A 24,620-nucleotide genomic window follows, 5' to 3' on the forward strand; every position below is an offset into this window, starting at 1 on the left:
GTTCACCGGAACTCAATTAAAGCCCGTTACCTGAATCCATTTTTTTAACTCCTGTTCTCCCCGCCTCTGTTTCATTAAAATCCGGGGCGATTTCCTCTTTATTTTCTTTTTGAAGTCCTTCTCTAAAGGCGAATAGAAAACTGATATTTTTTCTCCCCCCTTTTTACCCAATCAAAAACAAGCTGGTAATCTTAGTATATTTATGGCTAAAGCCATTAACCGTGGTCTGTTAAGCAGTGGCCACTAAGTTAAGCCAGCCTCAACCCTTGTCTCCCAGAAGGTGATCATTAGGTGACTCCGCATTGGTGCCTGTCGCGAGTCCTTGGGAGGCGGGGTGCATAGGAAAATTCTTAACTAAATGACATTGGGAGCCGCCCCTACCTCACTATCAACTTATATGGAAACCCAGTTGGCATATTGATAAAATCGGACGGATTAAATCCCCGTTAAGGGGTACCGTTTTTTTAAACGAAGTTCTCTCGTTAAAAAATTCAATTTAAAATGTTAAAAGTATTATATTTTATGCATTGGATTTGGTTATTTTAATTTATGAAAAACATAACATTATATATAACTAAAAACCCCTAACATTATTTACCTTTTTATGTATTTAAATTTCATTTTTTTTGGTTTAAAAAATTTTTTTAGCTCAAAAATTACTATATTAGGGATACATTAATACGGATTAATACACCAAAAGAACGCCATCAGCAGCATATAGAGATATATAATATCTGAAGTGATCTGTGTTTTTCCTCCCGGCAAAACGCAGTGTAAGAACAAAGGGGTCTGCTATGATAAGGGTCTTATCCCATCAAAAGGGATAAATAGGGATTTCGGAATAGAATAAGCGCTTTTAAATATAAAAAACGGTTATGGGAGCTTAAGGAATATTTGGTATGGGGCTCTTTTTAAAATAAACCACACCATTGGGCTTTATTATTTCATATATTTTATAAAGGATACCTCTATGATGCAACTGGCAAAAAAATCCGGGTATTTAAACGATAGTGGCAATTCAGAATCCTTTGATATCAAGGGATTGCTTCTCAAATACCTAAAGTTCTGGCCTTATTTTTTGTTATCTATGATGATCGCCTTGGGGCTTGCTTATTTCAAAAATCAGAATACCCATCCCCAATATAAAGCCGAGGGAAAATTCTTTATAAAAGAGGATTTAAACAGCTTAAGTCTTTTGGATTTAACGGGAAAGGGCGGCAATCTTTCTAAGGCGCAGGGAAACAGATTGGCCAACGAAACCGTCATTCTCAAATCCAAACCTGTTTCCAAGATTGTTCTTGAAAGACTGGATTTTGATGTAGAATATTATCGCAAAGGCACTTTTATCTTAAAAGAAATATACAAGGACAGTCCTGTAAGGGCTGTGGTAGACTGGGAACATCCCCAGCTTGTAAGCGGATTTATCAAAATAACCTGGGACAATTCGGAAAACTTTATAATGGAATTAGAAGAAGACAGGTACCGCAGGTACAACCCCAACTCCATAAGAAAAGAGGAATTTATCCCGCCCTCCACTGTTTCAAGGAGATACAGCTTTGGAGAATGGATCGAATTGCCCTATGCAAGGTTTAAAGTAGAAAACCTGGGCAATGAGTTAAGCGGGGAAATCCATTTAAGGTTTAAAGATTCACACAGTCTTCTTCTTGAATACACCGGTGAAAATTTCCAGGTGTGGCCATTGGATGTCACCGGCTCTTCCATTCTGGGACTTTCTTTGATCACTACCCATCCGGAAAAAGGCAGTGACTATCTCAACACCCTGATGGATGTTTACCTGGAAAATGAAATAAAGGAAAAAACCCTGCTCGCCAAAAACACCATCGATTTTATTGATGTACAAATATCGGGAGTGGCGGATTCCCTGAATTTTATAGAAACGAGGTTACAGAACTTCAGAAGTGCCAACAGGACATATGACATCGGGACGGAAGGCAACAGTGTGTTCAGAGACCTGTCAAGCCTTGAAAAGGAGCTGGGCCAGGAAGTATTCAAGCTGGACTATTTCAGAAACCTGGAAAAATACTTGTTAAACGAGGACTATAATGAAATCATAATGCCCTCTGGCATGGGCATCGATGATCCTATACTCAACCGGCTAATCAATGATCTCATCACCCTTCAGTCGGAAAAATCACAGCTTCTGGCCGTGCAAACGGAAGCTTCCCCCACGGTTGTCGAGATATCCAGGAAAATCAGGAATGTGAATGTTTCTCTGCGTGAGATCCTTAAAAACCTGACAGATAACCTTGGCTTTAATATCAGGGAACTGGAGTCCAGGCTCAGAAAACTGGAAGCGGATTTCAGTAAATTGCCTGTCACCGAACAGAATCTCTTACGGATACAGCGTAAGTTCACGCTAAACGAAAACATTTATAATTTTTTGTTGCAAAGGAGGGCTGAATCCGCCATTTCCATGGCCAGCAATTCACCCGGAAATAAAATCATTGAATACGCCATTCCCAATTTCCAGCCCTTGGGCATGAAGTCCCTCACCAACTATGTGTTGGCGCTGTTCGCCGGATTTTTGTTGCCGCTCTCTCTTATAGTCATGTTCAATTTGCTCAACCTGAAGATCACTGATCCAAGCATGGCGGAGGAACTTCTACAGGTACCCACACTGGCACGAATAGGACATAACCGGCACAAATCCGACGTGCTCGTTCTAAAAGAAGCCAACACCGCGGCCTCGGAAGCATTCAGGTCGTTAAGGACCAATATTTATCTGATCGTGCCAAGAGACCGGAAAATCACCATAGCGGTCACCTCCAGTATTTCCGGGGAGGGAAAATCCTTTATTGCTCTCAATCTGGCCTCCTCTTATTCCCTCAATGGTAAAAAGACCTTGTTGATCGACTGTGACCTGCACAAACCTAAAGTTTATAAAGATTTCCAGTTGTCGCATAATAAAGGATTATCTACCTATTTAAGTTCTAAGGATGGCTCTCCTTCCGAATTGGTCCAAAAAACTCCCTTTGACAACCTGGACATTCTGAAAGCCGGACCCATCCCCCCCAATCCCGGTGAACTGATCCTCAAAAGTAAATTTAAGGATTTGCTCGAAGAGCTTAAGACGGCATACGAGGTCATCATTTTGGACACGCCCCCTGTGGGGCTGGTGAGCGAGACCCTGGAATTAATGCACTATGTTGATTTATGTCTGTATGCCTTCAGATACAAATACAGCAGCATGTCCATGCTTACTGAGCTGAACAACCTGCATACGAAAAAAGGGCTGGACAACATTTATGCGGTTTTCAATGATGTGGAAAACAAAAAGCTTAGTTATGGAGGTTATGGGTATGGCTATTATAAGGAGGATCATAAGAAAAGTTTCTTTCTCAAAAAACTACTTGGTTTCAACCGCGGACGTGCGGCCATGTAATTTTTAGTGCCTGTAGACAAAGTATTTAGCCCGGCTACAGGACACACCTCTTTTATGTAAGTAAGCCATTTACCTTTCACCTTGATTCTCAATTAACACGATTCATTCCCAGTCTGTCCCGAAAATGGGACTGACGGGGCGAAGCCGTAAACACTGCTCAAATCTAAATCGTTGGCTGAAAACCTCATCAAAATCCCCGCAAAGAAAAAAGGGGAAAACTTAAAACAACGTGCCTTCCTTAATTCTGTAACCAGCATAATCGACTATGCAGGGGTACAACTGGTGGGCTTTTTTGTAAGTCCTTTTATAGTAAGAGGCCTCGGCAGTGAAATCTATGGGGTATGGCAGATGTTGAGCCAGATGACCGGGTTCGCCAACATGGCTGATACCAGGGCATCCCAAGTGTTAAAGTGGTCAGTAGCCCAAAAAAGGGATACGTACGCCGGAGAGATACTGAGAAAAGAGGTTACTTCCGCCTTGCTGATCACCATCTTCATCCTTCCTATAGTTTTAATTATGGGCGGTGTGATCATTTGGTATGCTCCCTATCTCACCAATGTAGACGAAAGTTTGTATGGGTTGATACGGAGTGTATGTGGCATTTTAATGTTTGCCTTGGTAATCAACAAAGTATTCGACCTATTCGAATCCGTACTCAGAGGGATGAACCTGGGTTTCAAGCGGATGGGGGTGAGAGCAGGTATTGTGGCCTTTGGGGGAGGATTGAAGGTTTGGGTCATCCTGCAAGGGTATGGTATAATCGGCCTTTCTCTGATAGAGGTTTTTCTTTCCCTTGCTACCGGAATTACTTTCTATTACATTGTAAAAGCGCATGTACCCTGGTTTGGTTTTGGAAAGACGGACCGAAAATCCCTGGTAGCTTACGGTAAACTAAGTGGTTGGTTTATGGCATTTACGGGGTCAAAGATGTTCCTGCTGGGAAGCGATAAGATCATCCTCGGCTATCTTTCCACCCCTGTCTACGTGACCCAATATACCATCACCATGTTCGCGTCTCTGGCCTTGCAGGGAATCATATCGGCTGTGGTCAACGGGGTAATTCCAGGAATAGGCAGCCTGTTTGGTCAGCAGCATTTTGAAAAAGTCAAGCAGGCCAGAAAACTGATCGCCAACCTGAACTGGCTGATTGTTTTTTCTATAGGAACATCTATTTTATTGTTGAACCATTCCTTCATACAGCTGTGGATGGGGCAGGATTACTTCGCAGGGAATATCGAGAACTTTCTCATCATCCTCATAGCCTTACAATTTGTTTTTTTTCAAACAGACAGTTTTATTATCAATGTATCCCTGGAGTTAAAGGAGAAGGTCATGTTCTCCATCATTTCTTCTGTGGTCACTTTTTTGTTGGCACTATGGCTTGTCCCTGTTTATCAAATTTTGGGGCTGTGCATAAGCATTTTATTGGGAAGAATGGTCCTGACAATAGGTTATCCCATCATTTTGAAAAATAAAATGTCTGAGAGAAATGTCTTTTCATTCACCCATATCAGGCCCTTCACGGTATCCCTTTTGGTGTTCATAGGAGCAAATTATGCAGGACAGTATGTTTCCATCTCTGACTGGCTTTCACTCCTCGGCTCAGGAGGGGCAGTAATTCTGATAGCCGGCATTTTATTCTGGATCGTAGGGTTTAATGCCGGTGATCGAAATGAAACCGCCGCCGTTTTGGCCAAAATAAAGCTCTTTAAATCCAAATGACCCGGTTATGAACGCTCATCCCACAACTACATACAATTCCCGAACAATAATTAATGTGACCCGGGAATCCGAAAGATTGCTGAAAAAACTGTTGTCAAAAAAAATCCGCTTTGCCCACTGGAAAAGCAATTGCAGGCTTGTACGGTCACTTCAGGGAAAAACCGATCTGGACATACTGGTACATCCCGAAGACAGAAGAGGTTTTATAAAATGTCTGGAAGAACTGGGTTATAAGAAGATTCAAAGTCCCGCCTGGAGCTCATATCCTGATGTGGAGGACTGGTTGGCCATGGATAAGGAAACGGCCGTATTTCTTCACTTGCATGTCCATTTTTCGATGGTTACCGGCCTTAAGCATGTCAAGCATCTTTACCTTCCCTGGACAATACTTTTTTTCAAATACATCAAAACCGATGAGTTGACGGGCTGGCCCGTCCCCGTTCCTGAACTCGAAATCATTGTTCTTTTCATAAGGATTTATGCGAAAATGGATTTTTTCCAGAAAAGCAGACCCAATCCATCCATCCCTTCTTTTTTGAAGGAGGAAATCCAATGGCTTTGGGACTCATCCGAAACCCATAAAATTTCCAGTTTATGTAAGGAATTAGGTCTCAAGGTCCCGGGGGGCCTTTCATCGGTCCTCACGCACATGGCCGACCGTCCAAATGATGCGGATATTTTGGAAATAAGCCGTGCCTTTTACCATCAGGTACGGAAATTCCACCGTATGAACGGCACGGTGGCCGGCATCATCTCGGCTTATTATAAGTTTTACCTAAGGGTATCGACCCGCAGCATGGCAGTTTTTGGGCCTTTCCAGCTCCGGAAAAGATTGCCGGCTGGAGGAAAGGTAATTGCATTTATAGGCAGTGACGGATCCGGCAAAAGTTCATTGGCCAATGACGTCATTAAGTGGCTGTCTTATAAAATCGATTGCCACTATTTATATATGGGCAAAAACCCCCATGTAAAAAGCGGGGGAAAGCTGTTAAAACCGTGGGATAATTTTATATACGGGGAACATCCGATTGCCAAAAAAATCCGACAATTAATCGGTGATTTTTTCTTTATACTCAGAATCAGAAGAAAAAATGCGCTGCTAAGAAAAGCCAGGAAATTGGCAAAAAAAGGCAGCGTGGTCATATGTGACCGGTTTCCACAGATACACGTCCCCGAACTCAATGATGGGGTCATGCTGAATCAATGTAAGAGCAGGAAACTCAAGAGGTTGGAAAAAATGCACTTCTATAAGGCAATTAAAAACAAAGCTGATATTTTTTTCAGGCTGGTCGTACACCCGGAAACCGCCCATAAAAGAAAACCCGAACACAGCATGGAAATGATCCAAAAAAAATGTGAGGCGTTCTCCAACATTACCTTTCCCAATTCAGAAGTGATAGACATAGACGCAAATAAACCGTACGATGAAGTTCTGTCTGAAATCCAGCAAAGAATCTGGAAGAATTTATAGACTTCGATGCAAACCAAGACCAGAATAGTGGAGCTCATCGGGCCCCCGGGCGTAGGCAAATCAATGCTTTACGAAGAAATGGCCAGGAAGTATTACAAAGAAAAAGACTGGATCTCTATGGAGCACCTGTTGGCTCCAAAATCACCGGGATTGAAGTTTCCTGTCCAGTGGCTGGAACATCAGTACAGGAAGCTTTTTGACAAAAAGAGGATAAAAAGTATCCCTACAGAATACGGATTGCGGTTTATAAAAGAGAACGAAAAGTTTGCCGAGTTTTGCTGGAACCACATTTCGACTTCCCATATGCACAACTCCCCGGACAAGCGGTACAGGGCTGCTTACTTTTTATTCACCGATTTTTGCCGGTATCAGGCCATATTGGAGAAAAAACATAGCCGGCCCTGCCTGATAGAAGAAGGATTTCTCCAAAAATCCTACCTCCTCCATCAGGAAAAGCAGCTGATTGAGGAGTTATTGGATGAATATATCAAACTGATCCCTCTGCCCTATGCGGTGATCGGAATAGACACCCAAGAGAAGGGGCTTATTCTTAGCCGGTTAAAGACGCGAAAAAAAACAATACCCTCCCATATGGATAAAGATGATTCGTTTCTCTTAAGCGATATTGAATTGTGGCAGCATCTTGTCCACACCGCAATCGACAAGCTAAAACGGAGTGGCGTTTTCGTCTTTAATATCGATGGCAGTCGCCCTCTGGCAGAGAAAGCTGCCTCTAGCCACGCTTTTCTCAAATCGTTAAGCCAAACATCATGAACGTTTTGAAATTGTTCTTTATGCTGCTGGAGATCGGAACCCCTCTTTTTGGGCTCTACATCGTCTTGACAAAAAAAGAACTGGCCGTCATTTACCTCCCCCCCCTTCTTTTTGCGCAATTGATAGTGACGCTGGCTCCGATGTTACCGGCATTCCTCGCTTACCTCCTTTTCTCCGCAATCATCCTTTTCTTGATCATTTATAACCTCAATTTTTTCAGGTACAATATTTTCTCCCTGCTCCTTATCCTTTGGATCTTCTTTCTGATGCAAAATGTCACAGATCTGGTGGCCATTCGGCCTTTTCTGTTTGCAGTAATCTGGCTATTTCTATTGATACCCCTTATCAGCTCCATTTATGAAAAACACGCGGGGAATCTGGTGTTCAACGAAATGGCGAAGTCCAGTTTGCTGCTGCTTACGATCTTTATTCTCAATGTGATTCTTTCGTCCTTTGCCGGCTATGCGCCATATGCCATGTATGGAATCACCAGTGGCATTCTTTATGGCAATTTATATGCCACAGATTTCAATGTCCTGCCTTTGGCGCTGTTTGTGGTTCTCATCAAAGTAATGCATGAGAGAAAAATCATTTATTTCCTCGTATTTGCCGTCTCTTTGGCATTTATACTCCTCAGCCTCAGAAGATCGGTCATGGGACTTTCCTTGTTGGGAATAGCTGTCGTCTTATATATCTTTCTGACGCCAAGAAATTTCAAAACAATTGCCGCATTTATCGTTTTCATAGGGGTAATCGGTTCTGTAATAGTCTATAATACCAATTTTATACAGATTTTTGAAGAAAGATATGAATTGCGGAATTTGGATGACAGGGAGCTGAAAGAAGAAAAACGCTTTCTGGAATACGAACTCCTCTATAAAGACATGTTTGTCTATCAAGAGTATAACCCGTGGTTGGGATATGGCTTATTCGACAGTGGCGGAAACTATGGCAAGGGAGTACTCGGAAACAGGACCCTACATGCGGATCTGACAAACATCACCCATTCAATGGGCTTCATCGGATTGGGGCTTTATCTGATGATGATGGTCTGGGCTCTTTGCCAGGGATTCCGCCATTCGAGAAAAAGAATCGAGTGGGCGACATTGGTTTTCTGCAGCATCATATTTCTTGTTTATACCATTACAGGGAGATATACCAACATAGCAACTTTTATTTTTCTAATGCTATTGGTAAACCTACCTAGAACTTTAGAGTTTTCTGCAAAAAGGGAGAAACTCCCTCCCCAGGTCCAAAATCAAAAAGTCAGGAAATTATCTGTCTAAAATGGAAATGAATACAAGATTTAATAAAAACAGGTTAAAGTTTTTATTCTATGATTACCAAGCCATTAACATCCTATTAGTTAATGAGGTCCCTTCGGGTGGCGCAGCGGTACAAGCGCATGGATGGATGCAGGGACTTCTTAGCGAAGGTCATGAGGTAAATTTGATTACGGATATTGGTCGTGGGGGCAGCATAAAAGAAGAATGCAAAAAGATCAAGCTCCATTCAGTTTTCGATGCCCAAAAAGGTATTCGTTGGATAAGGTGGATATATTACAGATCCCCTTACATCTACAAAAAAATAAAAGAGATCAACCCCGATTATTTATATCAAGGCATCCCTAGCTGGCACACTTTCATATTTGCCCTTATTTGTATTCAGTTAAATATTAAACTTATACAACGTATTTCCAATGATTTCTTATTGGATGATCGGTTCTATAAAAATCATTCACGCATCCATGGATTTTTCCTGAACCTAGGTCTGAAATTATCTTATTGTATTTTATGCCAAAATGATTATCAGTTAAACATTATTAGGAAAAGATTTCCCAACAAAAAGATTTTCAAAATTTCTAATCCTATCTTTCTTAATGGATACCATCTAAATGAGATAGATCAGCCCAAAGAGCACATTGCATGGCTAGGGCTATTTCAATACCAGAAAAACTTACCCCTTCTTTATGAAATCGCCAAAACTTTACCGGGAGAAAGGTTTTTGATCGCCGGAACGGAATCCACCAATATTGATGAAGAAACCTTAATCTATATGGGTAAACTTAAAACCCTATCCAATGTGGAATTTATAGGTTTTCTTGAAAGAAAAAGCATTATTCCGTTTTTATCAAAAGCTAAATTTATTTTAAACACGTCTCATTATGAAGGATTTAGCAATACTTTTTTGGAAGCAATGTCTGTAGGCACTCCTATCTTATCGAGTGTCAAAGTAAACCCTGATGAAATTATTTCAAAGAATAATTTGGGTGTCGTGTACAAAAATCCTGAAGATTTGAAAGAGAAGTTGTATGCCCTGACTCCCGAAACCATAAAATCCATGTCTCGGAACTGCCTTGAATTTGTTTCACAGTATCACGATCATAGAAAATTGGCAAAAGATCTTGTGAAATTTTTAATTAATTGAAAGACCATCTAATGAATAAGGTTAAAATTCTGTTTTTTATAGGCGCATTAAAATCAGGTGGCAAAGAGAGAAGGCTGATGGAACTGATGACTTTCCTCAAAAAGGATAGTACTTATGATATGGAAGTTGTCCTTACCTCGGATGAAATCCATTTTCCAGAATTTCATAAATTAGATATACCGTATGAGCTTATTAAAAAAAAATGGAGTAAATATGATCCATTTATTATATTTCAATTTTATAAGATCTGCAGAAACAAAAAGCCTCATTTGATTCACTCATGGGGTAGAATGCAATCTCTTTATACACTTCCAGCAGTACTTTTATTGGGAATCCCTCTTGTCAACAGCCAAATCACATCAGCACCACCTAAAATCAATAGATTTTCTTTTTCCTATCTATTGGATCAACTTATTTTCATGTGCTCCACCGCCATTTTGGTAAATTCAAAGGCAGGAATGAAATTTTTTAACCCCCCCAGGAAAAAGAGTAAATTGATTTACAATGGATTGAATTTAAAAAGGTTTGATAACTTAACCAATAAGGAGATTATCAAAAAGAAATATCATATAAAAACCAAATATGCGGTGATTATGGTTGCTACTGTTTCCCCAAAAAAAGATTATGATTTATTTTTCAAAATTGCGGAAAACATACTCCAACAAAGAAATGATATCACCTTTATTGGTGTCGGGCCTTACTATGAGAAAGACCCAATGTATAAAAAAATCAAACGTATAACCGAACACCCCAGATTAATATTTACAGGAATGATTAATGAGGTGGAAGCATTGGTAAATGCCTGTGATATAGGCATATTATTCTCTCCGCAAGGAGAAGGGCTTTCTAATACCATTCTAGAATATATGGCATTAGGTAAACCAGTAGTAGCCAATGACTTGGGAGGAAACAGAGAACTTATCATAACAGGCAAAAATGGTTATTTGGTTGAACGGCCATCTATAGACGAAATATCTAAAATCATTCTCGGTCTCATAAAAAACAGGAAGAAATGTAAAGATTTTGGAGAAACGAGCAAACAGATCATCACAGAGAGATTTAATATAGATAAAATGGGAAAGGCTTTCGACCAAGTTTATAAAAACATTCTGAATCACCACACGGAGAAAATAGTTCTGTTTAGCGAGCGATGAAAAAATTGAAGATATTGTTTGTCTGTAGTGGAAATTCAAAGGATTATGATATTGCACCTTTTATTAAAGTACAGGGGGAATCCTTAAAGAAATCTAAAGTGGAGGTTGATTATTATCCCATAATAGGAAAGGGGTTATGGGGTTATATTAAGGCAGGTACGCGTCTCCGAAGGTTTTTGAAAGATAAAAACTATGATGTTATTCACGCCCACTTTTCCCTTTCCGGTTGGGCTGCCATAATAGGCTCACGCAACACCCCGGTGGTTCTATCCTTAATGGGAGATGATGCTCAGGGTGATCATGTGGGCGTTGATAAAATAACCCTTAAAAGCCGGATATTTATGTTTTCTACAAAGCTTATTCAACCTTTTGTGGATATAATCATATCTAAATCGCAAAACCTAGAAAAACATGTCTATTTAAAGCATAAATCCTTTCTTATTCCCAATGGCATTGATACAGACCGGTTCAAACCTTCTACTCGTATTCAAAAACAGGAACTTGGCCTGGATAGCTGCCAGAAATACGTCTTGTTTCTTGGAAATAAATCCAGAATCGGTAAAAACTTTCCCTTAGCCCAAAAAGCTGTGTCCTACCTCAATCTTCCCGATGTGGAACTCATCAATCCGTTTCCAATACCCCATAATGATATTCCAAAATATTTAAATGCCGTAAATGTCCTGGTTGTACCTTCGTATATGGAAGGATCTCCAAATGTGGTCAAGGAAGCCATGGCTTGTAATTGCCCTATTGTCGCCACTGATGTAGGTGACGTAAAATGGGTAATCGGCGGTACGGAGGGCTGTTTCCTTTCCTCATTTGAAATAACCGACTTTGGGGAAAAAATCAGATTGGCATTGGATTTTTCGGAAAAAAAAGGTAGAACCAATGGCAGGCAGCGAATCATCCAGCTAGGGTTGGACACAAATACAATTGCCAAAAAACTAATAGACATCTACAAACACGTCATATAATTAAAAGTCTATTTTTTTCTTTCGTTTTTTACCGCATCCAAAATTTATCGAATGAGGATAATAATTGATATTAACCATCCGGCCCATGTGCATTATTTCAGAAATTTTTCTAAAATAATGTCACAAAACGGACACAATATTTTCTTTGTATCCAGAAATAAAGAAATGGCCCACCGGCTGTTAGAACTATATGGATTTGCCTATGAAGACAGAGGCAAAGGAAAAAGTGGAAAAATAGGTAAAATCCTTTACCTTATCTATGCTGATTTCAAATTGTTTCAAATTGCCAGAAGGATAAAACCTGACCTTTTCCTTAACTTCCTCCACCCCTACCCCTCTCAGGTTGCCAGATTATTGGGAAAACCTTCACTGGTATTCAGCGATACAGAGCATGCACACCTCCACCATAAACTGACCGTGCCATTTGCCACCAAAATATTCACGCCGTCCTGTTACCGGATTTCATTGGGTGATAAACAGGTGCGTTTTAACAGCTACATGGAGCTTGCCTACCTCCACCCGAGATACTTCAAGCCTGACCCGCAAATATTTTCACTGCTGGGAATAGGTGAAAATGAAAAGTTCGTCTTAATACGATTTGTATCCTGGGAGGCTGCCCATGATTTTGGACATGCCGGCATGAGTCTGCAAAACAAAATAAAGGCGGTCAGATCCATGGAGCCCTATGCTAGGGTTTTCATCACCTCAGAAGGAAAACTTCCGGAAGACTTGGAACCATACAGGATCAATATTCCCTTTGACCGCATGCATGATGCATTGTACTACAGCTGCCTGTTGTTTGGGGAAAGTGCCACCATGGCCTCCGAAGCAGCTGTCTTGGGGACTCCTGCTATTTTTATAGACAACGACGGTAGAGGCTATACCGATGAACAGGAAGAGAAATATGGATTGGTGCATAATTTTTCTGAAAGTGAAAAGGATCAGGTAGCTGCTATTTCCAAAGCCATATCTATTTTGTCTGATCCTGAAAGTACCGAAGAGTATAGAAGAAAAAGGGAAATGCTGCTTAGCAGTTGCATTGACACGACAAGATTTATGGTGAAAGAGGTAATGGATTCACAAGTTTTAACTGCAAACTCAAACAATGTTTTTAATATGACCCAATAAAATGATTAGTAACAATGAACCCAAAAATCGATTATTACACCAATGATGATGTACTTTCTCTATTAAAAAACGACAATTTTTTGAAGAAGTGGGATGAGCTTTATTCCGCTTGTGCATGGAGCACGGTTTTTCAGAGTAAAGAGTTTATTGCCAACTGGTACAGGATTTTTTACCATATATACCAGCCCATATTCTTAAAATGTGAGTATGAGAATGAATTAATAGGGCTAATAGCACTGGCTATTCTAAGGAAAAAGAAAGGGAGTAAGGTTTTTATAATAGCAGCCGGGCATGGAGAGTCAGATTGCCAACCATGGCTTGCGGCTCCACAATGGAACGATCATTTTATTACCCTTAGCGTGGAAATTGTATTGCGGAATTTCCCAAATGAGGATATTTTAATTAGAAATATCCCACCACACATCGCTGGCTGTCTGTCCAAATACAGGTCTGCTTCATACCATTGTGTGGTCCAACGACATAGGAGACCTATCATAACCCTGGAAAAATTTTTGTTTTCCAAAAGAGACAGAAAAAGACTCAACAGGCTTAAAAGGATTGGCCATCATGAAGAGATTAAAGACGAGAAAATTTTCCTGTTCTATATTGACCAACTTACAGCCTTGTATGATTTCAGGCAGGGAGCCATGTTTAACCGGACACCATATTACCATATTCCTTATTACAAGGAATTTCTTATCAGTTTATTTCGATCCAACTTGATCAAAGTATTGATTTTTAAGACAGGGCATCAAATTATTGCTTCCCTTATAGTCACCTTGGATAAGGATGTAGCGCATACAGGTGCAATAAATGTCCATTCCCCACTATATGCAAGCTATTCACCCGGTTACCTGCAGTTCCTTTTAATGAGTGAGTTATTGGCAAACCAAGGACTGAAATATTTTGATCTCACACCTGGAGATGATTATTATAAAGATAGGTTAACAACTTACTATGACCATGTTATCACCCTAACAATTACTTCCAGAAAGGCCTTTAAAATCCGCCGGGAACTGCGGAAATATTACCATTACTCATTGAATAAAATGGGGATTCGACCATTAGCGTTCAATCTACAAATTGAAAAAAAAATCCATCCCCTTTGGGAAAAAGGACCATACACCTATTTAACCCAGCTGCTGAAGGAAAAACTTGCCAATTCCAAGAGGGTCATCGAAATCCCTCAAATCTCTTGTGTGGAAGCTCAAGATTTACATCTGGAAAAAAATAATATCCGTGCCCTTTTGGCTTATAAAAACCATGCTTTTAATAGGACGAGATGGCAATTTTTACAGGCTTCAATGATTCATTTCGAACAAGGCAAACAAGTGATTACGTATACCCACAAAGGCCAGCTCAAAATAGCTGTGTGGTATAAAAAATACACCGGCGGTTATACCCATAAAAATAAAATAAAATTGCTTGAGGGAAGTGTGGTACTTGAAGATTTGATCTGTCATACCAATTATAAGCATAAACTACATGTTTTTATTTTCAAAGCAATTGAAATGTTAAAAAACGAATTTCCTTCAGAGAATTTTTATCTGATCTCAGAATTTAATTTAAAATTACAAGCATTGCCATTACCTCTTACAAATGGAAAATCTGAAAATATTTACTGGTAGGTTGGCGCTGGATATGTGCCAAGATTCAAATTTTATTTCGGATTGGGAAGCATTGTATCTTTCATGTCCTTGGAGTACTACCTTTCAACACAAAGCTTTTGTGACCAATTGGTACAAGTATAACCAAGAGGAATTTAAGCCTGTTTTGATTATAAAATACGAGAGCAAAGCCCTTATTGGGATACTGCCACTAGCTATACCTTATGCCAATGCCTCGAGCATGCACCTTAGAAACAATAGACTGAGGATAGTAGGAGCCGGGGGCTATGAAGCAGAATACCAAACCTGGCTTTCTCCTGATACGGCATCAGGTGAGCTATTTATCCGGGAAGCCATACAATTATTATTTGACCATTTTCCCGATCATGATATGGCTTTACGCTTTATTCCTTCAGGTGCCCCCATAAACTGGGTACATACTGCTAACTGGAAACATCGTTCTATCCTACAATCTATCAGGAGACCACTAATGGAGGTGAAGGATCCGGAGTTCTTGAAATTGCCAAAAAAGCGGGGCTTCAAACTAAAAATGAACAGGTTAAAAAGACTGGGAAATATAACATTCAAAAGGGTCACCGACTTGAATGAATTCATCGCTATGGTGAAAGAACTCACCATACAGTTTGATTTCAGACAAGGGGCCATGTTCAACAAAATATCCTATTTGGACCGACCCTACAAATTGGCATTCCTTATCGCTTTATTCAAGGAAGACCTGCTACATACCACCGTACTGCTTTTAAATGATGAAATCATTTCCTCGGTAATCGCCAATAAAACCCGTAATTGGATTCATCTCGGAGGAATCAACACCCACACGCCTTTTTATGCCCATCACTCACCGGGGTTTTTGCATTTCATTCTTTTGGGTCAACAACTTGTCTCCGACAAAATGGAGGTTTTTGACCTGACACCAGGAGGAGATGCATATAAAGAACGCATGGCCACCAGTTCAGATACAGTTCATGAATTATTGATCACCAATTATAAACCCTATTACTTTAAACGTAAATTGAGAAAGAGTTTTCAGGAACTACTTATAAAAAATGGAAAACGACCTCAAAGTTTTGACCTGGAAATCAGAAAAAAAATTACTGCCCTTAAAAAAAAGATAGAGAAAATTAAAAGTACTGGACTTATAGGTTTGATAAACCAAGCCCCTCAAACTTATAATTTATTTTCTCTTGCCCAGGTAGACAACATAATCGATTCCAAAACAGCTATTCCGAAATTAAAGAGAAATAGCCTGGAAGATTTACTGCATTATCCAAACAACCTCCACCGCTGGGAATTTCTGAAAACTTCCATGCAGAAATTTGAAAATGGAGAAAGTGTTATAACCTGGACAGAAAACAAACTGCTCCTTGCTAGCATTTGGCTTACCACCCCGACTGCTGATTTATTGGAGAAGTTTGCCAATGAAAGTTTGGGTGAAGATGACATCGTTTTGCATGATTTCTACTTACATCCCTCAGCCGAAACCAATATAAATGACTTTATCCCTGCTTTGTGTCAGGTCGTAAATAAAGATATTGATAAAATCAAGTTCATAGGAGCCCCAGAACAATTAGCTACTTTCAAAACTTTGCAAAAAAAGAAAAAGTCTTTGTCTACTCCATGATCCAACCCTCAATCATGCCATGAATACTACCACTACAACTTCAAAAAAAAAACCCTATTCTGAAGAAATTTATACTTCTCCTGATAGTATTAAAATCATATGGGGAGATTCAGCTTATGAATTATTGAATAACAAGTCGTTTCAAACTGAATGGGATCAGTTGTATGAAGATTGCCCATGGGCTACAGTTTTCCAAAGTAGCGGCTATTCGCGAAGCTGGTACGCCGCTTTCCATAGGGAATTTATACCCCTCCTTTTGTATGCATACAATGAAGAAGGTCACCTTACCGGGCTGCTTACACTTGCTTCTAGACACAACCTTCAAGAAGAAAACAGAGGTAAAATAGTGGTTGCCGGTGAGTATGAGTCCGAATATCAGGTTTGGCTTTCACGAAAAGATAATGATAAATTTATTAAAGAAGCGTTTGTACTGCTCCTGAAAAAATTCCCCGGATTTGACGTGCTGTTCAGGTTCATACCCGATGGAAGCATTTTGGAAAACCTATTAAAGGATCCACAATTAAAAAAGAAATTGGTTACACAACCCTTCCAGCGCCCCATCATGTACACTGATGCCCCACAGCTTCCCGGACTACTGAAGCTTACGGGTCAGTATAAAAATAAATACAAAAGACTCCAAAAATTAGGAAAGATCAGTTTTGTCAAAATAACATCATTTGATGATTTCACCAATGTGCTGCCGGAAATCATGGCCCAATTTGATTTTAGACAAGGGGCCATGTTCAATAAAAACCAGTTTAAAGAATCACCGCAAAAATCAGAATTTTTCCTTCGGTTATTCCGGGAAGGTTTATTACATGTTACTTTATTCAAGTTGGACGAGGACATTTTGGCCTCAATGGTAGGAATTTACGGCAGGAACTGGATACACCTACAGGGAATTAATACCCATTCCCCGCAATATGGGAAACATTCCCCCGGTATCCTCCATTTTAACCTCCTTGGTAAATTAATAAAAAATGAAGGAATGGAGGCTTTTGACCTGACACCGGGGTTGGACCCTTATAAAGAGCGGTGGGCCACTGCCCATGATACCGTTTACACTTTAACGCTGACGAATAACCGCAAATTCTACCTTAAACGGTTTCTCAGAAAAATTATACATGGAGGCCTGATCAAAATAGGCTTACGCCCCATGAAGGTTGAGTTGTGGGTGGAAAAACAAATATATTTGATAAAAAAAAGAAGCGCAAACGGGCAGCTTAGAAGATACTGGGCACGGGCAAAAAATTATCCCCATGCCTTTCAGCTCCCTCCACCCGCTGCTCAAGCCACCTTCAATATCAAAAAAAACAATCTGGATGATCTGTTAAATTATAAGGATGAAAAAACTGAACTGACCCGGTGGGAATTCCTGGAAACCACTATGAAATCAATGACCGAAGGTAAGACCATCTACACATATGCGACAGAAGATACACTTTTGGCTTCCATTTCTGTCGGAAAAGTGATTAAAAAAAACGGAGAATTGACACCTAAAAAGGACATCCCGGAACATTCTTACTATTTAGAAAATATTCATGTGCATCCAGAACACAAATACCTCGCTCCTCCTTTTTTATCAGCAGTCGCACACGAAATATATAAACAACAAGCCCCTTCATCAGTTTATGTTTATCTCAAAAAAGAAGACGGTGGGTTAAAACCCAATTCCAAGATAACGGAATCGAAATGAGTTATCGAAAATAACGAAATATCTCCATATTCCTTCATCTCAACACCCAACCATAGTTAGTTTATCCCAATTGATCCGCATGAGCTTATGAACTATGCTGCTTTATCCATCTACAAAAAAGAAGGCTGTAAACTGATACATGGGAAAGATATATTTGATGTTATCCATGATAATAATTTTTTGGCTGATTGGCGCCATCTTTACGAGTCCTGCAAATGGGCGACAATATTTCAATCGCCGGATTTTATAGGTGAATGGTATACATTGTATCATAATAAATATATTCCTATCCTCATATACCAATATACTGCAAACGAACTAACTGGCTTATTTGCGCTCACAAAAAAAAATAAATCAGATGGAATCAGGGGTGCAGGTTGGAATGATGCCCATTATCAAACATGGATAGCTACTGAGAATACAAAGATACTTTTCGCCAAAGACGCATTAATAACACTCCAAAGTTTTTTTCCCAACGATACAATTCAGTTATTCCATCTCCCAAAAAATACCCCTATCGATTGGATCAATGAAGACCCCACAATAAAACAAAGGTATAAATTGAAGACGGTTGAATGCCCATATATACAACTTACCTCAGATGAAATCAGCCGGCTGCTAAAGAAAAAAGTATTCAAGGAAAATCGTAACCGGCTAAAAAAGATGGGGGTATTCGAGTTGGAAAAAATTCACTGTCCAGAACGTTTTCAGGCGGTAGCACCAGAAATCGCATCATGGTATGACCTTCGACAGGGAGCATTGTACGGAAGGCTTCCATTCAAAAGGGATACGTTGAAAATGCAATTGTTCATGAAGTTATTTAAGATGAATTATTTATTGCTCACCCTCATTAAATTGGACAACAACCCCATCGCTTTTATTATAGCAACGAAAGGTAGGGAGGGGTGGGTTCATGGTCTAGGCATCAATGCATATTCTCCAAAATATGCCCGTTATTCCTTAGGGTTTTTAAATTTCATTTTATTTTCTCAATATTTATTTGAAGAAAACTTTAAGTTTTTTGACTTGTCAACGGGGGAGTTTTCCTATAAAGACAGGTTATCCACGGCCAATGAAACCGTATACTCACTGTCTATTCCCCCATTAAATAGGGCAAGATATTGGTTGATCATAAATGAGGTCTTTGGGATAATTCAACAATATTCTCTCGAAAATTTGAAGAAAACTGGAATAAACGTTCGAAAGCTATCACTTCAGTTGAAGAAAAAAAAACAATCTTATTTGAATAAATTTGGTCTAGTAAAAAAAATCGGATTCTTCTCCATATTTCAATATACAATATTTCTTTCACTGAATAAAGACAGATTATTTTATGTACCCTCATCCTACCAGCCTTCCCAAGAGGATCTAATTCTAATCAAGGAACAGGCCATCGAAGATTTATTGGATTTTGAGCCGCGTACATTCTTAAAAACCCACTCTGAATTCCTTCATCAATGCTTTAAAAACATAGAAAATAATGCTATATCTTATACATTGGCTCTGAAGGGAACATTACTGGTTTGCCTCTGGCTCTCTTCAAATAAAGAATTGCCACCTAAAGCACTTGAAAAAATAGGAGATAAAGAAGAGTTCTATATACTGCATAATTTATACACTCACTCGGATGGGATGAATCTCCTCAGTGGTTTCCTCTCGACAATCATCAACAACCTCAAGAAAAAGGCCGACAGCAAGAAGATTTATGTTAAGGTACCGGGTTATGTCCAGCGCTATTGTCCTATTATAGAAGTCAAATAAGATCAAATCCAATGCCTCTTTATTAAATACCATTCGGCAAGTGATGATAAGAATAATAAGAAACGAGGAAGTTTTAAGTGAAATTTCAAATGCGAAATTGATCGAAAAGTGGGACACATTATTCGGTATGCCTTTGGGCTACTGCTTTCCAAAACCAGGGATTTACAGCAAGTTGATACCGTAACTTCAAAACGGAATTTACGCCCGTCATCCTGTTCAGTGTTGATGCTTCGGAGAAAACCAACTCTACTAAAATTACCCCGATTTTTTTGGCAATTTCCTTGCTCATATAGACAAATCTCTATGGAAATCACATCAAGTTTGCAGGTCAATCCTTTAGAGGATGATTGTAAGCTGGTAATGGGTGAACAAAGTTTAAGCCTGATCCAAGACCTGGATTTTTTGGCTGAATGGGACAATAATGACACAGTCAGGATTTCTTCAGAAATGCGCGGAAAAAATTGAAAATAAAGCTGTCCCCTATGCCCTTTCTGTTCAAGAAAGATTGATGACCTGTATCTGGATGACCGTGAAGGAGGACGTACCGGATTTGACTCAAAGTAAAAATAGACAACGCAGAAAATTTGTTGGATGGCCTTTACATGTCTTATGACGGCATAGAGCGCCTTACTCACTTTCTCTTAAGGGTAATCGAAAAAATTTGTAGTATCACTTCTTTTAAGAATATATGTGTAATAGCCCCGAATTACCTCAAACAGCATTGTTCTTTTTTAACACCGCTTAATAAAAAAATATAAATGGGAACACCATTAGTCATGACAGTCAAGAGTCTGGACATCAGGATCTTGAAAGGAAGCGAGGTTTTGGACAAGATCTCAAATCAAGTATTTATTGACAACTGGGATCATCTGTTTAATTCGTGCCCTTGGGCCACCATTTACCAGAGCAGTAAATTTGTTTCTCTTTGGTATCACGCCTACCATCATAAATTTGAACCCCTACTGGTTTTGGGAGAAGAAAACGAGTGTCTCGTCGGACTTATCCCTATGTGTGTGGACAGGGATGGCGGCATACTCGCGGCAGGGTTAAGTCAGGCTGAATACCAGACATGGATTTCTACCGGACAGAAAAATAATGAATTCATTTCAAAAAGTATATTATCCCTGAAAAACCAGTTCCCTTCCTCCAAAATCAGCTTTAAGTACCTGCCTGGAAATACCCCATTGGGCTGGTGCAAAAACAATTCCTTATGGCGCAAGCAAAGCTGGATCAGAACTCACAAACACCCTTTGATGAAAATCGATGAAAAAGATCTTGAAAAGGAACTACGGAAAAAAAATAAAAGGGAAAAAATCAACCGGTTAAAAAGACTCGGAGATCTTAAAATGGAAAGGATCTCAAATTACAGAGAATTTGAGGAAATGTATGACGAACTGGCCAGTCAAAATGATTTCAGAAAAGGAGCGGTGTACGATGCTGTTTATTTTCATAAAAACAAAACAGCCAAAAAATTTCTACTCTCTTTATTTAAAAATGGACTGCTTCATGTTTCGGTCCTTAAACTGAACCAACAAATCATCGCCGCCAATGTGGGAACTATGGGAAAAAACTGTGTGCATTTGCAGGGAATGAATACCCACTCTCCTATCCATTCCAAATATTCACCCGGGATATTGCATTTTCTGATGCTGGGATTGATGCTTCGTGAAGAAGGCGTGGCCTTTTTTGACCTGACCCCGGGAAAAGATCCCTATAAAGACATGCTGGCCAACGAGTACGGCGAGGCATATAGCTTGGAATTCAGGGATCCCGGTCCCATCCAGCTAATGAAAGTAAAGTACTATATCAGTCAGAAGGCCCGCACCAGCCTCATCCGCTGTGGCTTCCATGCGTTTAAACAGAGAGCCGCAAAAAAACAACTGGCTATTTTAAAAGAAAAGATCGGGTTAATGAGGCGAACAGGCCTCTCCACGTTGATCCGGGAAAAGCTTTCTGCACTTACGGCCATAAAACCACCCACGGTTTTTGAAGTGTCATCTTACAGCATGCTTCAAACACCTTCTTCATATACCGTTGAAGTGGATTCTTACAGAGACATGCTGGATTTTGATCCCACAGGATCTGTGGTTACCAGATGGGAATTTTTAGATGATGCCCTTTATAAAATGGAGGCGGGATTACAACCCTACACCATGTCCGATGGTAACCTGCTCATGTTTTGTATATGGAGAGAAAAGAGATTTCCACCGGTTGCAGTGGCAAGCAATGCCACATCTGTTACACCGGCCCTTTTTACAGATCTGTATGTACATGTCACTGCCAAAAACATGATAGATGACTTTCTGCAAAAGGTGTTGACCCTATCAGAAACAGGCGTCCCCGATAGTCCCCCGGCTGTTATTCACGTCAAAGAAGCCCGGCATGGCAGGTTATTGGAAAAATTGGGGTATAAAAAGATAGAGTGGACCCATGTTTTATAAAAGCAGCACACATCCTTAGCCAGCGTATGTTATTCAATTCGTTTTCATTTCTACTCTTTTTCCCCACCATTTGCGGTTTATATTTCTGCCTGCCTCATAAGTTCAGGTGGTTCCTCCTACTGGCAGGAAGTTATTTTTTTTATATGAACTGGGTGCCTGTGTATGCATTGCTGCTTTTCCTGTCTACATTGGTCACGTATTTGATAGCTATGCTGATCGCCCACACCGAAAGCAGGGACCGCAAGAAGGGATACTTGGTTTTAAGTCTCGTGCTGAATTTTGGTATTTTGTTCTTTTTTAAATATTACAATTTTATCAATGGGGCCATATTCGAATTCCTTGGCTATTTTCATTTGCGTTGGGAAGTTCCAAATCTGTATGTTTTGCTTCCCGTGGGCATCTCATTTTATATTTTTCAGGCGGTGGGTTATTCCATAGACGTGTACAGGGGAGATGTCGCCCCTCAAAGGCACTTTGGCATTTATGCCCTTTTTGTATCCTTTTTTCCGCAGTTGGTGGCTGGCCCCATCGAAAGGGCTAAAAACCTTCTTCCCCAGTTTTATGAAAAACACCACTTCGTGCATGTGCGCGCGGTAAAGGGATTAAAACTCATGCTATGGGGATACTTCCTGAAGCTAGTGGTAGCAGACAGACTTGCTTTATATGTGGACAGCGTATACAATAACCTGCCCCAGCATGACGGCAGTTCCGTTTTATTGGCTACCTTTTTTTTCAATTTCCAGATCTATGGGGATTTTGCCGGCTATTCATTTATTGCCATAGGTGCAGCTAAAATCATGGGGTTCGATTTGATGGACAATTTCCGTCGCCCTTATTTCTCCAAGTCCATTTCTGAATTCTGGAGCAGATGGCACATCTCCCTGTCCACCTGGTTCCGGGATTATCTTTATATTTCGCTGGGAGGCAACCGGGTGACCTTTGGCCGATGGCAATTCAATTTGCTGGTCACTTTTCTGGTGAGCGGTATATGGCACGGCGCCAATTGGACATTTATATTTTGGGGAACCCTTCATGGGCTGTTTCTCATTTTCGGCAATATCAGAAGAAAATTTTCTCCCGGTATTTTCCCGCAAATGATGTCTAATAAACACCCTTTTTTGCTGATTGCGGCCAATTTTATTCTGGTAACCATTACGTGGATCTTCTTCAGGGCCAATTCACTGACAGACGCCCTGCTGATATTCGACAAAATATTCTCCATGCAGGGGAATGTTTTTATGGGAGGTTCGCTTTCTTATATGGTATATGCTTTTTCGGGCATCATGCTGCTGGTCTTTATTGAATATACCCGGGAGTTTCATTCTCAAATTAACCTGTTTGAGCACCCCTCCGAGGTGGTCAGGTATTCCTCCTATACTTTTCTGGTGATCCTGATCTTAAGCATAGGGGTGTTTGACGGAGGGCAGTTCATTTACTTTCAATTCTGAATCAATGCAAAGGGATTTTCTGATTTTCTGTAAAAAATCAGCGTTATTTCTTCTCATCATCGCTGTACTCGATTTCTCATTGGGTAACCTGCTGGAGTATCTTTATTTCAAATCAGGGCGGAAGTCATCTGAGTTTCATCTCACCTATTCTTTGGAACAGGCAGATCAGGAAGTGCTTGTTTTCGGCTCTTCAAGAGCCCAGCATCATTACATCCCTAATTTTTTCACCAGTTCCAACAGAACTTTTTACAATACCGGAGAAGATGGCCAGGGAATTTTCTATGCCTATATCATTTTGAAGAATGTGCTTGAACGGAGCCACAAAACGAAAACGATAATCCTTGACCTTCAACCCAATGAATTCAATAATGACGATGGTGCCTATGACAGGCTTGCAGAACTGCTCCCCTATTACCACCGGAACAAATTTGTCAGGAAGTTATTGAATGAGATTGACCCTTATGAGAGCGTCAAAACCCTCTCCTATCTGTATAGATACAATTCGAAACTACTTTCCATTTTAGAAGACACCTTTATACCCAGTCCCGCTCCCATACAAAACGGGTTTGAACCCATTGAAGTGTCGCTGGACAAAACGCTGGAACTGACCGATTATGATCATCAGGACATATTGGACTTCAAGGAAATTGAGACTTTCAAGAGGTTTTTAAAAGAGGCAAAAAAAAACCATCACAAAGTGTATGTTTTGGTTTCGCCCGTCTTTAGGGACTATTCCCATGGCACCCCTGAAACCATACAAATTGCCCAAAAAATATGCAGAGATAATGATGTCCCTTTCTACACCTATCACCGGGACACCTCATTTTTAAGGCAACCGGACTTGTTCAGCGATCCTTCTCATTTAAATGAGAAAGGTGCTGAAATGTATTCTAAAAAAGTCGCCGCTTTAATTATGGAAAACACAAACACCAATACGCATAAAAACAATTGAATTCAAAAAAATTTTATAGG

General features: G+C 40.1%; 17 protein-coding genes. All 17 read left to right on the forward strand.

Annotated features, from left to right (window positions below):
- Nucleotides 1–970: 970 nt before the first annotated feature.
- Complete coding sequence (locus ACFPFU_RS14405) at nt 971–3,403, forward strand: GumC family protein (RefSeq protein ID WP_377065467.1); 2,433 nt, start codon at nt 971–973, stop codon at nt 3,401–3,403.
- A 171-nt stretch (nt 3,404–3,574) separates the two neighbouring features.
- Nucleotides 3,575–5,125 (forward strand): lipopolysaccharide biosynthesis protein, encoded by a 1,551-nt coding sequence (locus tag ACFPFU_RS14410; RefSeq protein WP_377065468.1) that lies wholly within the window; start codon nt 3,575–3,577, stop codon nt 5,123–5,125.
- A gap of 91 nt (nt 5,126–5,216) precedes the next feature.
- The gene (locus tag ACFPFU_RS14415; protein WP_377065469.1) at nt 5,217–6,596 is read left to right on the forward strand and encodes a hypothetical protein; all 1,380 of its coding nucleotides are present in this window, start codon (nt 5,217–5,219) and stop codon (nt 6,594–6,596) included.
- 6 nt (nt 6,597–6,602) lie between these two features.
- Nucleotides 6,603–7,370: a hypothetical protein gene (locus tag ACFPFU_RS14420; protein ID WP_377065470.1), complete on the forward strand. Its 768-nt coding sequence runs from the start codon at nt 6,603–6,605 to the stop codon at nt 7,368–7,370.
- On the forward strand, nt 7,367–8,656 hold the full coding sequence (locus ACFPFU_RS14425) for an O-antigen ligase family protein (RefSeq protein WP_377065471.1): 1,290 nt from the start codon (nt 7,367–7,369) through the stop codon (nt 8,654–8,656). The genes ACFPFU_RS14420 and ACFPFU_RS14425 overlap by 4 nt, the downstream gene beginning before the upstream one ends.
- Nucleotides 8,657–8,663: 7 nt before the next feature.
- Nucleotides 8,664–9,797 (forward strand): glycosyltransferase family 4 protein, encoded by a 1,134-nt coding sequence (locus tag ACFPFU_RS14430; protein WP_377065472.1) that lies wholly within the window; start codon nt 8,664–8,666, stop codon nt 9,795–9,797.
- A gap of 11 nt (nt 9,798–9,808) precedes the next feature.
- A complete protein-coding gene (locus tag ACFPFU_RS14435) occupies nt 9,809–10,951 on the forward strand; it encodes a glycosyltransferase family 4 protein (RefSeq protein WP_377065473.1) in 1,143 nt (380 codons plus the stop codon).
- Nucleotides 10,948–11,925, forward strand: a complete 978-nt coding sequence (locus tag ACFPFU_RS14440) for a glycosyltransferase (RefSeq protein ID WP_377065474.1) — start codon at nt 10,948–10,950, stop codon at nt 11,923–11,925. The genes ACFPFU_RS14435 and ACFPFU_RS14440 overlap by 4 nt, the downstream gene beginning before the upstream one ends.
- 51 nt (nt 11,926–11,976) lie before the next feature.
- Nucleotides 11,977–13,053 (forward strand): DUF354 domain-containing protein, encoded by a 1,077-nt coding sequence (locus tag ACFPFU_RS14445; protein ID WP_377065475.1) that lies wholly within the window; start codon nt 11,977–11,979, stop codon nt 13,051–13,053.
- A gap of 14 nt (nt 13,054–13,067) precedes the next feature.
- Nucleotides 13,068–14,681: a GNAT family N-acetyltransferase gene (locus ACFPFU_RS14450; RefSeq protein ID WP_377065476.1), complete on the forward strand. Its 1,614-nt coding sequence runs from the start codon at nt 13,068–13,070 to the stop codon at nt 14,679–14,681.
- A complete protein-coding gene (locus ACFPFU_RS14455; RefSeq protein ID WP_377065477.1) occupies nt 14,653–16,302 on the forward strand; it encodes a GNAT family N-acetyltransferase in 1,650 nt (549 codons plus the stop codon). Before ACFPFU_RS14450 ends, ACFPFU_RS14455 begins: the two co-directional genes overlap by 29 nt.
- Before the next feature lie 19 nt (nt 16,303–16,321).
- On the forward strand, nt 16,322–17,998 hold the full coding sequence (locus ACFPFU_RS14460; RefSeq protein WP_377065478.1) for a GNAT family N-acetyltransferase: 1,677 nt from the start codon (nt 16,322–16,324) through the stop codon (nt 17,996–17,998).
- 87 nt (nt 17,999–18,085) lie between these two features.
- Complete coding sequence (locus ACFPFU_RS14465; protein ID WP_377065479.1) at nt 18,086–19,759, forward strand: GNAT family N-acetyltransferase; 1,674 nt, start codon at nt 18,086–18,088, stop codon at nt 19,757–19,759.
- A 303-nt stretch (nt 19,760–20,062) separates the two neighbouring features.
- Nucleotides 20,063–20,224 (forward strand): hypothetical protein, encoded by a 162-nt coding sequence (locus ACFPFU_RS14470; RefSeq protein WP_377065480.1) that lies wholly within the window; start codon nt 20,063–20,065, stop codon nt 20,222–20,224.
- Between the two features lie 293 nt (nt 20,225–20,517).
- Nucleotides 20,518–22,200, forward strand: coding sequence for a GNAT family N-acetyltransferase (locus tag ACFPFU_RS14475; protein ID WP_377065481.1), 1,683 nt, complete (start codon nt 20,518–20,520; stop codon nt 22,198–22,200).
- Between the two features lie 143 nt (nt 22,201–22,343).
- Nucleotides 22,344–23,648: an MBOAT family O-acyltransferase gene (locus ACFPFU_RS14480; protein ID WP_377065482.1), complete on the forward strand. Its 1,305-nt coding sequence runs from the start codon at nt 22,344–22,346 to the stop codon at nt 23,646–23,648.
- Nucleotides 23,649–23,652: 4 nt separating this feature from the next.
- The gene (locus ACFPFU_RS14485; protein ID WP_377065483.1) at nt 23,653–24,600 is read left to right on the forward strand and encodes a hypothetical protein; all 948 of its coding nucleotides are present in this window, start codon (nt 23,653–23,655) and stop codon (nt 24,598–24,600) included.
- Nucleotides 24,601–24,620: the final 20 nt, after the last annotated feature.

Origin of the sequence: Negadavirga shengliensis, from assembly GCF_042652345.1 — a bacterium.
Taxonomy (GTDB): Bacteria; Bacteroidota; Bacteroidia; order Cytophagales; family Cyclobacteriaceae; genus Negadavirga; species Negadavirga shengliensis.

Excerpts from the sequence above, each read along its gene's own strand:
- ACFPFU_RS14405 (WP_377065467.1), top strand. The coding sequence starts at position 971 with ATGATGCAACTGGCAAAAAAATCCGGGTATTTAAACGATAGTGGCAAT.
- ACFPFU_RS14420 (WP_377065470.1), top strand. The coding sequence starts at position 6,603 with ATGCAAACCAAGACCAGAATAGTGGAGCTCATCGGGCCCCCGGGCGTA.
- ACFPFU_RS14425 (WP_377065471.1), top strand. The coding sequence starts at position 7,367 with ATGAACGTTTTGAAATTGTTCTTTATGCTGCTGGAGATCGGAACCCCT.
- ACFPFU_RS14430 (WP_377065472.1), top strand. The coding sequence starts at position 8,664 with ATGAATACAAGATTTAATAAAAACAGGTTAAAGTTTTTATTCTATGAT.
- ACFPFU_RS14435 (WP_377065473.1), top strand. The coding sequence starts at position 9,809 with ATGAATAAGGTTAAAATTCTGTTTTTTATAGGCGCATTAAAATCAGGT.
- ACFPFU_RS14440 (WP_377065474.1), top strand. The coding sequence starts at position 10,948 with ATGAAAAAATTGAAGATATTGTTTGTCTGTAGTGGAAATTCAAAGGAT.
- ACFPFU_RS14445 (WP_377065475.1), top strand. The coding sequence starts at position 11,977 with ATGAGGATAATAATTGATATTAACCATCCGGCCCATGTGCATTATTTC.
- ACFPFU_RS14450 (WP_377065476.1), top strand. The coding sequence starts at position 13,068 with ATGAACCCAAAAATCGATTATTACACCAATGATGATGTACTTTCTCTA.
- ACFPFU_RS14455 (WP_377065477.1), top strand. The coding sequence starts at position 14,653 with ATGGAAAATCTGAAAATATTTACTGGTAGGTTGGCGCTGGATATGTGC.
- ACFPFU_RS14460 (WP_377065478.1), top strand. The coding sequence starts at position 16,322 with ATGAATACTACCACTACAACTTCAAAAAAAAAACCCTATTCTGAAGAA.
- ACFPFU_RS14465 (WP_377065479.1), top strand. The coding sequence starts at position 18,086 with ATGAACTATGCTGCTTTATCCATCTACAAAAAAGAAGGCTGTAAACTG.
- ACFPFU_RS14470 (WP_377065480.1), top strand. The coding sequence starts at position 20,063 with ATGGAAATCACATCAAGTTTGCAGGTCAATCCTTTAGAGGATGATTGT.
- ACFPFU_RS14475 (WP_377065481.1), top strand. The coding sequence starts at position 20,518 with ATGGGAACACCATTAGTCATGACAGTCAAGAGTCTGGACATCAGGATC.
- ACFPFU_RS14480 (WP_377065482.1), top strand. The coding sequence starts at position 22,344 with ATGAACTGGGTGCCTGTGTATGCATTGCTGCTTTTCCTGTCTACATTG.
- ACFPFU_RS14485 (WP_377065483.1), top strand. The coding sequence starts at position 23,653 with ATGCAAAGGGATTTTCTGATTTTCTGTAAAAAATCAGCGTTATTTCTT.